The following is a 12,341-nucleotide window of genomic DNA, read 5'->3' on the forward strand; positions in this document are numbered from 1 at the left end:
CTCGCTATCCGTTAGGCGATCGTCACGAGATGGGCGCCGCCTGCCTGCTGCTCGAACCGGGTACGCCGCCCGGTGAAGCGCTCGATCACCGTCGCCGCCGTGCGGGCATGGTCGCTCGGTTTGACGGTGATGAACGTGCCGCCGCCCGCCAGGGCCATCGGCAACAGCAACTGGTCCGCCAGATACGGCCCGGCAAAGGCGTCGCATCCCAGATAGCCGCGCATCCGGCCGACCGCCGTCTTCGCGACCCGCTCCGCCGTCGTGCCCAGTTGCGCGAAGCCGCTGACGATCTCGGTGACATGCTCGAACCGTGCTTCCAGCAGCAGGATGTTGCCCGGTCCCTGATCGACCGGCAGTTCGCGCAGGAAACATTCGCGCTCCGACCAGTCGAACGCCTTGCGGACCACGGCGATCTCCCGCTCGGCGATCGACATCGGCAACCCGGCGAACAGGGCGCAGGCCGACACGCCCAGCGCCGCCCCCCGCGTCAGGCATTCGATCGGCCGGAGCGGACCCGGGGTGATGTCCACCTCGATCCGCCCGCCGCCGCGCGGGTAGAAGCCGTGCCGGACCAGCCGCGCGTCGACCTGTCCGCCCATCCGCCGGACGACGGACAAGAAGCAGCGATCGAGGAACTCGAACGGCGGGGCCAGCGTGTTGTGGGTGCCGCCTTCCAGCACCAGCCGCGACGGACCATCGGCGAGCAGCAGCGGCATCAGCACCGTCTGAAGGACGAGGCCGGTCGAGCCAGCCGTACCGACCGAGAAGCGATAATCGCCCGCCGTCACCCGACCGGGGCGGAAGGTCAGGTCGGACGACCCGACGACCAGCCCCTCGCAGGTCGCGCCACCGATGGCGCAGGCCGCCTCGACCGCGGTGACGTGCTGGCGCATCAGCCCCGGCTTCGACCGCCTGGCACGGACGTTCGTAATGCGGACCGGCTCCCCGGTGACGAGCGACAGCGCGCACGCATTGCGCACCACCTGTCCGCCGCCTTCGCCCTCCGCTCCATCGATCTCGATCATGATTTCCACTCTGATCGGTGGTGTGCATCAGCCTTTGACGCACACCACCTGCTTCAAGGTATGGACGATCTCCACCAGATCGGCCTGCGCGGCCATCACGGCTTCGATCGGCTTATAGGCCCTGGGCGTCTCGTCGATCACGCCTTCGTCCTTGCGGCATTCGACGCCCGCCGTATCGGCGATATGTTCGTCGAGCGTCACCAGCTTCTTGGCGGCGGTCCGGCTCATCACCCGGCCCGCGCCGTGCGAGCAGCTGTCGAACGATTCCGGGTTGCCCAAGCCCCGGACGATGAACGATTTGGCGCCCATCGATCCGGGGATGATCCCCATCACGCCCTTCGCCGCGCGCACCGCGCCCTTGCGGGTCACCAGAACATTTTCACCGAAGTGGTTCTCGCGCGTGACGTAATTGTGGTGGCAGTTCACCGCCTCCAGTTCCGCCTCGAACGGCTTGGTAATGACCCGGCGCAGCGCGGCAATAACGTTGGTCATCATCATCCGCCGGTTGAGCGCAGCATAATCCTGCGCCCAGCCGACCGCCTCGACATAATCGTCGAAGTGATCGGTACCTTCCGGAAAGTACGCCAGATCCTCGTCGGGCAGGTTCAGATGCCATTTGCGCATGTCCTGCTTGGCGAGTTCGATGAAGAAGGTGCCGATGGCATTACCGACGCCCCGCGACCCCGAATGCAGCATCACCCAGACCGCGCCGACTTCGTCGAGGCACAGCTCGATAAAGTGGTTGCCGGTGCCCAGCGTCCCCAGATGCACCAGGTTGTTCGTGTTCCTGAGACGCGGATGCTTGTCGCACAGCCGGTCGAACCGCTGGACCAGCGTGGACCACGCCGCGACGATCGCGGGCGGGGGCGAACCCCAGCTGCCAGTGTCCCGCTTGCTACGGCCGACGCTGCGGCCGTGCGGCACCGCCTGTTCGATCGCCGAACGGACACCGTCCAGCGTGTCGGGCAGGTCGCTCGCCATCAGCGAGGTGCGCGCCGCCATCATCCCGCAGCCGATGTCGACCCCGACCGCCGCCGGAATCACCGCGCCCTTGGTCGGGATCACCGACCCCACGGTCGCGCCGATACCGATATGGACGTCGGGCATGACCGCGACGTGCTTGAAGATGAACGGCATCTGCGCCGCGCGTGCCAGCTGCGCCCGCGCGCCATCCTCGACCGGCACGCCCCGCGTCCAGGCCTTGATCGGCACGCCGCCGGGGACGTCGGTATATTCGTAAGCAGTGGCGGTCATCGTCTAACTCCTCGGACTTACCTTTGAGGCGGCCGGCCTATTCCGGCCGCCTCTGCCGCGTGTCGGACCGTTCGATATCATGCGATCCGACGAAGACTGCTCTGCGAGGAGCGTGCCAGATGCGATCCATCGGGTGCGAGAACCGATCATCCCGCTCTTAAACAAGGATTTTATCAGAGTTTCGGTCAGACGTCCCGAAGGACCCGATCCGTTATAGACGATCGACATGGATCGTATCTTATCCTATCGTATCGTCATGAAGCCTGTCGTCGCCATCGGTTTTCTCGGCTCGACCCTCGATGCCGGCAAGTTCGATACCCAGCGCTGGAACCGCTGGCGGCCGACGGTTGGCCTGACGATGCACGAGGATTTGCGGATCGACCGGCTCGTCCTGATCCACGGCACGCAGCACGCGCGCCTTGCCGCGTTCGTCGAAACCGACATCGCGTCGGTATCGCCCGAAACGCAGGTCGAAATGCAGGCGATGGACTTTGCCGACGCATGGGATTTCGAGGAAGTCTACGGCAAGCTGCTCGACTTCGCGCGCGCCTACCCGTTCGATCCGGATGCGGAAGACTATCTGGTCCACATCACGACCGGCACCCACGTCGCGCAGATCTGCCTCTTCCTGCTGACCGAGGCGCATTATCTGCCCGGCCGACTGCTCCAGACGCAGCCGGTACGGGGGCCGGGCGGTGCCGCAGGCACGTGGAACATCATCGACCTCGACCTGTCGCGCTATGACAGCATCGCCACCCGCTTTGCCGCAGACAGCGCGGAGAGCACCAGTTTCCTGAAATCGGGAATCGACACGCGCAACGCTGCCTTTAACGCGATGATCGACGAGATCGAGCAGGTGGCGGTCCGCAGCCGCGCGCCGTTGCTGCTGATGGGACCGACCGGCGCCGGCAAGAGCCAGCTTGCCCGGCGGATTTACGAATTGAAGCGGATCAAGCGGCAGGTGAAGGGGCCGCTGGTCGAGGTGAATTGCGCGACGCTGAAAGGCGACGGCGCGATGTCGGCGCTGTTCGGTCACCGCAAGGGGGCGTTCACCGGCGCCGCCGCCGACCGCGCCGGACTGTTGCGCACTGCCGATACCGGCGTGCTGTTCCTCGACGAGATCGGCGAGCTGGGCCTCGACGAACAGGCGATGATCCTGCGCGCGATCGAGGACAGGCGCTTCCTGCCGGTCGGCGCCGACCGCGAAGTCGAAAGCGATTTCCAGCTTATCGCCGGCACCAATCGCGACCTTGCCGCCTGCGTCGCGGCGGGCACGTTCCGCGACGACCTGTATGCGCGGCTCAATCTCTGGACCTTCACGCTGCCGGGCCTCGCCGAGCGTCGCGAGGATATTGCGCCCAATCTGGACTATGAACTCGATCGCCATGCGGAGCGCGAGGGTGACCGCATCACGTTCAACAAGGAAGCGCGCGACCGCTATCTCGGCTTCGCGACCAGCGCCGAGGCCCGCTGGCCCGGCAATTTTCGCGATCTGGCCGCCAGCGTCACGCGGATGGCGACGTTCAGCCCCTCCGGCCGGATCAACGTCGAATGCGTCACGGGCGAAATCGCCCGGCTCAAGCGGCTGTGGACCGGCGGCTCAGGCCCGCCCGATCCGCTCGCGAGGCTGATGTGGCCCGATCAGCTGGACGGACTGGACCCCTTCGACCGGGTGCAACTCGCGCATGTCGTCGCGACGTGTCGGACCAGCCGTTCGCTGTCCGACGCCGGCCGCGCCCTGTTCGCCGCCTCCCGCCGCCAACGCACGTCGACCAACGACGCGGATCGCCTGCGCAAATATCTGGCGCGGTTCGACCTGAACTGGGCGGACGTGATCGGCGACCACTGACCCCGGCGGCGTGAGGGACGGCGCGGGTCGACGCGATCGGCCGGTATCAGGCCGACCGGTTGGCAAGTACCACGTCGAGCAGCCCCGGAAAGCGCCGGTCGAAATCGTCCCGCCGCAGCGTGTTTATCATCTCACGCCCGGCCTGCGTCGTCTCGATCAGCCCGGCCGCGCGCAGCAGCTTCAAATGGTTGGACAACGTGCTCTTGGGGATGGAATCGCACGGCGCCGCGTCGGTGCAGCTCAGCCGCTCGGTCGCGGCCAGCCGCGCCACCATGGCCAGCCGATTGGGATCGGCCAGCGCGTGCAGCGCCAGATCGAGCGGAACGTCCTCCAGCCGGGGATGGGTGAAGCGGGGCATGTGACGGATATAGGCGATCGCCACAAATTTAATAGTTCGGGAATATTGAACTGTCGAAGCATTCCCCCATCTTCACGCCTGCCGACAGCGCACGACGCCGTGATCGCGGGCCAGATTTTTGGAGAATGCACATGTCCCTTGCACACAAGACAGCGCTCGTCACCGGCGGATCGCGCGGTATCGGTTCGGCGATCGCCAAGCGGCTGGCGGCCGACGGCGCGGCGGTGGCGATCACCTATGCCGGCAACAAGGCCGCAGCCGACGCCACGGTGGCGGCGATCGAGAGCGCGGGCGGCACCGCCTTCGCCTTCCAGGCCGATGCCGCCGACCCGGCCTCGCAGCGGGCGGGCGTCGAGCAGGCCGCCGCTGCCCTGGGCGGGATCGACATTCTGGTCCACAATGCCGGTGTGGCCGAGTTTTCCGCCGTCGCCGAGGATACCGACGAAATCTATGACCGCCAGTTCGGCGTCAACGTGAAGGGCCTGCACGTCGGCACCCGCGCGGCCTTGCCGCATCTTCGCGACGGTGGCCGCATCATCCTGATCGGCAGCATCTCGGGCGAGATGGCCTTCCCCGCGACCACGGTCTACAGCGCGACCAAGGCAGCGGTGGCAGCACTGGCGCGCGGTTGGGCCAAGGATCTCGCCCCGCGCAACATCCTGGTCAACACCGTGCAGCCGGGGCCGATCGACACCGACATGAATCCCGCCGATAGCGAATTCGCAGGGCAGATGCTGGGCGCCATCCCCCTTGGCCGTTATGGCAAGGTCGAGGAAATCGCCGGCGCGGTGGCGTTCCTTGCCGGACCCGATGCCAGCTACATCACCGGCACCACGCTCAACATCGACGGCGGCATAACCGCGTAAGACGCCGGGTCGGCCCCTTCCGTTGGTGGAATGAGCCGATCCTGCTCGCGCGAATTTATCGCGAACGCCTGACGGCCATGCGCACCCGCCTGCCGCATAGCTGTCGTGAAACCAAGGCGGCGCGGACCGAAACGATGTCCAGGCATCCTCATGCGTGGCATAGGCCGGACACCAGCGGCATATGCCTCGTTTACGGGTGGCATCGCATATAACAGCCGGAGTGCGTCCCATCTTCAATGTCGTGTTTGCCGTACCGGCGCTGTTCGTCCTCGCACGCTGGCTGTGGCCCTTGCCGCTGCCGATCTGGGCCAAGATACCCGCCGGGGTGCTGATGCTGGCGGCGTCGCAGTTCCACTTGTGGAGCCGGCTGTCGTCGGGTTCGGTGTTCGCGCCCGAATTCCCGCGCATGGTCGTGATCCTGTTCAACTGGGCCTTCGGCGCATTGGTCCTGCTGGCCGTGTTCCAACTGGTCATCGACCTGGGGGCGCTGCTGACGATGCTCGTTCGCCGGGAGGTGATTCGGGAACCGGCCGCGCTGCGCTATGCCATTGCCGGGCTGGCGGCGGTGCTGGCCGGGATCGGGGTCGCCAACGCGCTGCGCGTTCCGTCGATCAAGGACGTGACGGTGGCGATCCGAAACCTTCCGCCATCGTTCGACGGCTACCGGATCGTTCAGCTTACCGATCTGCATATCAGCCGGCTCTTCACCGCCAGATGGGCGCAGGCGGTCGTCGAGCGCGCCAACGCATCCGGTGCCGACCTGATCGTGGTGACCGGCGACTTCATCGACGGGTCGGTCGCCATGCGGCGCGACGACGTGGCGCCCTTGCAGCGGTTGCGCGCGCCGGACGGAGTCTATGCCATTCCGGGCAATCACGAATATTTCTTCGATTACGGCGCATGGATGCGGCATTTGTCGGGCATGGGTTTCCGGATGCTGCCGAATGCGCATGAGGTGATCGAGCGCGGCGGTGACCGCCTGGTCGTCGCCGGGGTCACCGACCTTTCGGCTCCGAGCGTTGGCGAGGCCGGCCCCGACCTCCCGCTTGCCCTGCGCGGTGCGCGCGCCGACGCGCCGGTCATTCTGCTCGACCATCAGCCGCGCATGGCACGCGACGCTGCCGCGCGCGGGGTCGCGCTTCAATTGTCCGGACACACCCATGGCGGCATGATCGTCGGGCTGGACCGGCTCGTTGCGCGCGGCAATGCCGGGTTCGTGTCGGGACGGTACGACGTCGGCGGCATGACGCTCTATGTCAGCAACGGCACCGGACTGTGGCCGGGCTTCGCACTGCGGCTGGGCGTGCCGTCCGAGATCACGCGGTTCACGTTGCGACCGATGGCATAGCGCGACGATCGCCATACGGCTTCACGCTTCGGTCAGGCGGCAATGAAGCGGATTGTCTCCGAGGCGTAAGATTATCGGCCCAGACGCGAACCGCGTCAAAGGAAGGATGTGAGCTGGCTTCGCGACGTCCGACCCGAACGGCGCGTACACTACGCCGCAGACGACGGCACCGCGGCAGGTCTTCGCTACCCTGCGCTACCACCGCTGAACCGGGCGGCGTCGATGGTCACAATGTCATCAGCCGATACCGGACCTACGGCTTCCGCAGTCAAGGCGGGTCCGGCGTTCCGATCTGATCCGCCGCCATGACCGCGCCGTCGGTTTGATGGGACGCCCGGATCAGGACCGATCGACCTTTACCAGTTTATCGTCACCCCGGACTTGTTCCGGGGTCCACAGCGCGCCAATCGGTGCGGCGTGCGCCTCTATCGACCACGATCGCGGCTCGGTGGACCCCGGAACAAGTCCGGGGTGACGAAATAGAATGTCAATATCGATCGGCCCTGGGATCATTCGCCGCCATACGGCATCCGAATCCGGTCGCGACGCTTGCCCGGTTCCAACCGCTGCAAGCCGGATCGCCGTTCCCGAAACTCCCGTTCACCATGAAATCGCGACGCCCGTACCGTCCTGATACGAATTAACCAGATCTGCGATTTGTAACCATCGAATAGATGATTGCGACGGACTGCCGACGGTGCGAAGCGCGCCCCCGACAACCCTATGGGACGACTGGCGATGGCGAATACGACCCCGATCATGCTCGACGGGAATCTGAACGACTGGAACCAGGCGGACCGGATCGATCGGGGGCTGGGCGAAGGCTATGGCATCTATGCCAGAAGCGACGGCGATGCCTTTGCCTTTGCGCTGAAGGCCCCCGGCGCGATCGGCGCCAACACCACGGCATGGCTCAACACCGATCGCAACGCGGCGACCGGGTATCAGGTCTTCGGCTTTGCCGGCGGTGCCGAATACAACGTCAATTTCAACGCCGACGGCACGGTGTCGCTCTATTCCGGCGGTGCCGGCGAAAAGCTCGTGCTGGCGAACCTGCAGGCGGTGTGGTCGGCCGATCGCACCACCGTCGAGTTCCGCGTGCCCAAGGCGGCGATCGGCAATCCGCAGGCGATCGACACGCTGTACGACGTGAACGACAGCGTGTTCCTGCCGGGCAATTATTCGGCCAATCCCTTCACGGTGTTCAACGACACCGGCGCGACCGCCGATCCGGCGCACCGCATCGCGATCGTGTGGTCGGATTCGACCGCCAACGCCTATTTCAGCAAGACCGCCTATTCGCAGCTGTTCATGGCCGCGCAGAGCCAGGCGATGCAGGCCGGCGTCCCGTTCGACATCCTGACCGAAAGCGACCTGACCAGCCTGTCGACGCTCGCGAAATATGACAGCATCGTCTTCCCCTCGTTCCGCAACGTCGATGCGAGCAAGGCCGACCTGATCGCGCAGACGCTGGAACAGGCGACCAAGCAGTTCGGCATCGGCCTGATCGCCGCCGGCGAATTCATGACCAACGATCAGGCAGGAAACGCGCTGGCGGGCGACAGCTACAGCCGGATGAAGCTGCTGTTCGACGCGACCCGCGTGACCGGCGGCTTCCCCGCCGACCTGACCATCCGCGCGACCGACGCGAACGGCACCGTGCTCGACGGCTATACCGATGGACAGGTCGTTCACGAATATAAGGGCGTCGGCTGGAACGCGTTCAAGAGCGAGAGCGGCACCGGGCAGACGATCGCGACCGGAACCGTGAACGGCGAAACCTATTCGGCGGCGATCGCGACGCAGACCGGCGGCCGCAACGTCATCTTCTCGTCGGAAGCGGTGATGGCCGACGAGAACCTGTTGCAGAAGGCGATCGACTATTCGGTTCATGGCAGCGGCCTGTCGGTCGGGCTGCAGATGACGCGGCAGAGCGGCCTGTTCGCATCGCGCGTCGACATGGACCAGAGCCAGGAACGCGACGAGGTGAACCCGGAAGGGACCACGCCCGGTATCTATGACAAGCTGATCCCGCTGCTGGCCGAGTGGAAGGAAAAGTATAATTTCCTCGGCAGCTATTACGTCAATATCGGCAACAGCCCGGCCACCGGCCAGGCGACCGACTGGGCGGCGTCGCTGCCGGCCTACAAGGCGCTGCTCGACATGGGCAACGAGATCGGCACCCACAGCTATACCCACCCGCACGACACCAACGTCCTGACGCCCGAACAGATCGCCTATGAATTCGGGCAGAGCCGCGCCGAACTGCAAAAGCAGATCAGCGATTATATCGGCCGCGATGCGAAGGTGATCGGTGCGGCGGTGCCCGGCGCCCCCGAACAGATCGCGACGTCGCAGGAAATCCTGAAATACGTGCAGTATCTCTCGGGCGGCTATTCGGGCGTCGGGGCGGGCTATCCCAACGCCATCGGGTTCATGAACCCGGCCAATGCGGCGTCGGGCCAGGTCTATATCGCGCCCAACACCTCGTTCGACTTCTCGCTGATCGAATTCCAGAAGAAGACCGTCGCCGAGGCACAGGCGATCTGGGCCAAGGAATTCGCCACGCTCACCGCCAATGCCGATGCGCCGGTGGTGGTGTGGCCGTGGCATGATTACGGCCCGACCATGTGGTCGGCCGATGGCCTGGCCAGCGCCTATACCCAGGCGATGTTCACCGAATTCGTGGCGATGGCGGCGAAGACCGGGATCGAATTCGTGACGCTCGCCGATCTCGCCGCGCGCGTCCAGGCGTTCGACCAGTCGAAGATCGTCACCAGCGTCATCGGCAACACGATCAACGCCACCGTCACCTCGCCGCTGGGCACCGGCCTGTTCGCGCTCGACGTCGATGGGCAGAAGACCGGTCAGGTGATCCAGAGCGTCACGGGCTGGTATGCCTATAATGCCGACAAGGTGTTCCTGCCGACCACCGGCGGCAGCTTCGAGATCAAGATGGGCGCGCAAGCCGACGATGTGACCCATATCGTCGAACTGCCGATGCGCGCCTCGCTGCAATCGGTGTCGGGCGACGGTCGCGACCTGTCGTTCACGGTCGAAGGCGAAGGCAAGGTCAAGATCGACCTGAAGGCGCCGGGCACCAGCTGGCTTTCGGTCGAGGGCGGCAAGCTGGAGTCGCTGATCGGTGAAGTCGCGACGATCGATATCGGCGCGATCGGCGCCCATGCGGTCAAGGTGCAGCAGGTCGCCAATACCGGGCCGACCATCGGTTCGTTCGGCGGCGCCGACACCGGCGCGCTGTCGACGGCGGAAAATTCGATCGCGGCGCTCACCACGATCACCGCGACCGACGCGAACATCAAGTTCGGCGACTCGATCAAATTCTCGATCGCGGCCACGGCCGATGGGGACAAGTTCACCATCGATCCGACCAGCGGCGTCCTGAAGTTCATCGCCGGACCCGATTTCGAAAATCCGACCGATGCCAATCGCGACAATATCTATTCCGTCACGGTCGTCGCCACCGACGCGCGCGGCGCGACCGACACGCAGACCCTGTCGGTGGCGGTCACCGACGTGGTGGGCATTACCAAGACCGGCACCATCCTGTCGGAAACGATCAACGGCACCGGCGAACAGGACGTGCTCGACGGCAGCTGGGGCAACGACGTGTTGAACGGGCTTGGCGGGAACGATCGCCTGATCGGCGGCCTTGGAAGGGATACGCTGAACGGCGGCGACGGGAACGACATCCTGATCGGCGGCGATGGCCGGGACGTTCTGACCGGCGGGGCCGGGAACGACGTGTTCCGCTTCGAGCGGTCGGGCGACACTTCCACGCTGTCGTCGCTGCGCGATGTCATCACCGATTTCCGGTCGGGCGAGGACAAGATCGACCTGTCGGCGATCGATGCCAACACGTCACTGCTCGCCCGCGGCGATCAGGCGTTCAACCTGCTCGCCACGCCCGGTGCGAAGTTCACCGGCGCAGCGCAACTGCGCTTCAGCTTCCAGATGATCGACGGCAAGGAATATACCGTCGTCGAGGGGAACACCGGGATCGGCTCCATCGCGGACTTCTCGGTCGCGCTGCTCGGCCACCACAATCTGACGACGAACGACTTCTTCCTGTAAGGGACCGTTACGAAACCCGCGCTATAGGTCCGATCCGGCAGGCGATGCCCGGAGCCATCGCCTGTTGTTTTAAGGATCAGGACCCGCATCCGGGTTTTCGAGGGTATTGATGGCGGGCATCGGGTTTCAACTGGCGCGGGTGGCACGCGAAGGCGGCGTGGGCGGGATCGCCGCAGCCGCCGTGCATGGCGCGGTCATCAGTTCGGGGCCGTGGCTGTTGACCGCCGCGGGCATGATCCTGCTGGAACGCTGGACGGCGCACCATCTGCACGGCGATGCCGCGCATCTCGTTCAGACCGTGCTGATCTATGCGTTCAGCCTGTCGGCTCTGGCGGCCGCACCGATCGGCATCGTCGCGACCCGGCTGGTCGCCGACCGCCTGTTCGCGCGCGACAGCGCGGCGATTCCGGGGATCCTGCTCACCGCGCTGGCGGCCGGAGGCGCGATCGGCCTGACGGTCGGCCTTGCGCTGTTCGCCGGTCTGGGCAGGTTGCCGCCGGCAACGGCGCTGCTCTCGGCAGTGACGCTGGCATGGCTGACGCAGATCTGGATCGCGGCACCGATGCTGACGACGCTCGACCGGTTCCGTGCAGTGCCCGCAGCCTATCTGCTCGGTATCCTCGTGGCGACCGGAACGCTGCTGCTGCGGCCGCACGCCGGGGCGACGAGCGTGCTGGCGGTCGTCGGCATCGGCGTCGGCACGACGCTGGCCGCGATCCTGATGCTGCTGCGCCGGCATTTCACCGGCGACGCCGTGCTGCCCGCCCCCGACGCGATGCCGCGCCGATTGGCGACGATCATCTCGCTTGCCGGCATCGCCGGGGTGACCGCCATCTGGATCGACAAATGGATCCTGTGGTTCGGGCCGGAAAGCGGCCGGGCGCTCGGGCTGCTCCGGCTCAACCCGATCAACGACGAAGGCAGTTTCCTAGGGCTGCTGACGATCGTGCCGGGACTGACCCTGCTGCTGATCGTCACCGAAACGCGGTTCGACCGCGCGTTCGGCAGCATGTTGGCGCGGTGCACCGGCACGTCGACGATGGAACGGATCGAGGAAGCGCGCACCGACCTTATCCGCGTGATGCTCAACGGCATCCGCCTGCTGATACTGGTGCAGTTGCTGGTCGCGGCGCTGGCCTGGGTATTGGCGGTCCCGCTGTTCGACCTGATCGGGGCCGATGTTCGCGCGATCTTCGCATTTCGCCAGACCTCGGCCGGGGTCGTGTTTCACCTGATCGCGATCGCGACGACCGTCGTGCTCGCCTATTACGACCTGTTCGGCCGGATTCTGGCGACCTGGGCGGGGTTCGCGATCGGCAGCGCGATCGCGACCTGGTTGCAGTTCGATGCGGGACTGGCGGCTTTCGGCTGGGGCTATATGGCGGGCGCGGTGGTCGGTGCCTCGGTCGGTATCGCCATGGTGGCGGAGGCGAGCGTGAACCTGACCTATCTGTTGTTCGTCGGCAATAATCCCGCGGTCGTCGGCAATGGCGGACGCTGGCTGTGACGATGATCGGGCGGCGGCGGTTGATGGGATTGGGCGCGG

General features: G+C 65.7%; 8 protein-coding genes. 5 read left to right on the top strand and 3 right to left on the bottom strand.

Features of this window, described 5'->3' with window-relative positions; translation table 11 throughout:
- Nucleotides 1-11: 11 nt before the first annotated feature.
- Both rtcA and ASE83_RS13105 read right to left on the bottom strand, forming a co-directional pair.
- Nucleotides 12-1,025: an RNA 3'-terminal phosphate cyclase gene (gene rtcA / locus ASE83_RS13100; RefSeq protein WP_055791224.1), complete on the bottom strand. Its 1,014-nt coding sequence runs from the start codon at nt 1,023-1,025 to the stop codon at nt 12-14.
- Nucleotides 1,026-1,052: 27 nt separating this feature from the next.
- On the bottom strand, nt 1,053-2,279 hold the full coding sequence (locus ASE83_RS13105; RefSeq protein WP_055790773.1) for an RtcB family protein: 1,227 nt from the start codon (nt 2,277-2,279) through the stop codon (nt 1,053-1,055).
- Nucleotides 2,280-2,535: 256 nt separating this feature from the next.
- Between ASE83_RS13105 and rtcR the strand changes: the two genes are divergently transcribed.
- The gene (rtcR, locus tag ASE83_RS13110; protein ID WP_055791225.1) at nt 2,536-4,128 is read left to right on the top strand and encodes an RNA repair transcriptional activator RtcR; all 1,593 of its coding nucleotides are present in this window, start codon (nt 2,536-2,538) and stop codon (nt 4,126-4,128) included.
- 46 nt (nt 4,129-4,174) lie between these two features.
- Here the strand turns inward: rtcR and ASE83_RS13115 are convergent, their stop codons facing one another.
- A complete protein-coding gene (locus ASE83_RS13115) occupies nt 4,175-4,486 on the bottom strand; it encodes an ArsR/SmtB family transcription factor (protein ID WP_055791228.1) in 312 nt (103 codons plus the stop codon).
- A gap of 131 nt (nt 4,487-4,617) precedes the next feature.
- Here ASE83_RS13115 and ASE83_RS13120 point away from each other — a divergent pair, with 131 nt between their 5' ends.
- The 4 genes from ASE83_RS13120 to pelG all read left to right on the top strand — a co-directional run bounded on the left by ASE83_RS13120 (nt 4,618) and on the right by pelG (nt 12,302).
- The gene (locus ASE83_RS13120; protein ID WP_055790775.1) at nt 4,618-5,352 is read left to right on the top strand and encodes an SDR family oxidoreductase; all 735 of its coding nucleotides are present in this window, start codon (nt 4,618-4,620) and stop codon (nt 5,350-5,352) included.
- 220 nt (nt 5,353-5,572) lie between these two features.
- Entirely contained in the window at nt 5,573-6,700 is a 1,128-nt protein-coding gene (locus ASE83_RS13125; protein WP_055790778.1) for a metallophosphoesterase, read from the top strand.
- Between the two features lie 738 nt (nt 6,701-7,438).
- Entirely contained in the window at nt 7,439-10,795 is a 3,357-nt protein-coding gene (locus ASE83_RS13130; protein ID WP_082443339.1) for a M10 family metallopeptidase C-terminal domain-containing protein, read from the top strand.
- Between the two features lie 109 nt (nt 10,796-10,904).
- Nucleotides 10,905-12,302 carry an exopolysaccharide Pel transporter PelG gene (pelG, locus tag ASE83_RS13135; RefSeq protein ID WP_055790783.1) on the top strand — a complete coding sequence of 466 codons (1,398 nt, stop codon included), beginning with the start codon at nt 10,905-10,907 and terminating at the stop codon, nt 12,300-12,302.
- The last annotated feature ends 39 nt before the right edge of the window (nt 12,303-12,341 follow it).

This window comes from Sphingomonas sp. Leaf32, assembly GCF_001421765.1.
In the GTDB taxonomy this organism is placed as follows: Bacteria; Pseudomonadota; Alphaproteobacteria; order Sphingomonadales; family Sphingomonadaceae; genus Sphingomonas.

Bases quoted from the DNA above. Each gene is read 5' to 3' on its own strand.
- rtcA (WP_055791224.1), bottom strand. From the start codon at position 1,025: ATGATCGAGATCGATGGAGCGGAGGGCGAAGGCGGCGGACAGGTGGTG.
- ASE83_RS13105 (WP_055790773.1), bottom strand. From the start codon at position 2,279: ATGACCGCCACTGCTTACGAATATACCGACGTCCCCGGCGGCGTGCCG.
- rtcR (WP_055791225.1), top strand. From the start codon at position 2,536: ATGAAGCCTGTCGTCGCCATCGGTTTTCTCGGCTCGACCCTCGATGCC.
- ASE83_RS13115 (WP_055791228.1), bottom strand. From the start codon at position 4,486: ATGCCCCGCTTCACCCATCCCCGGCTGGAGGACGTTCCGCTCGATCTG.
- ASE83_RS13120 (WP_055790775.1), top strand. From the start codon at position 4,618: ATGTCCCTTGCACACAAGACAGCGCTCGTCACCGGCGGATCGCGCGGT.
- ASE83_RS13130 (WP_082443339.1), top strand. From the start codon at position 7,439: ATGGCGAATACGACCCCGATCATGCTCGACGGGAATCTGAACGACTGG.
- pelG (WP_055790783.1), top strand. From the start codon at position 10,905: ATGGCGGGCATCGGGTTTCAACTGGCGCGGGTGGCACGCGAAGGCGGC.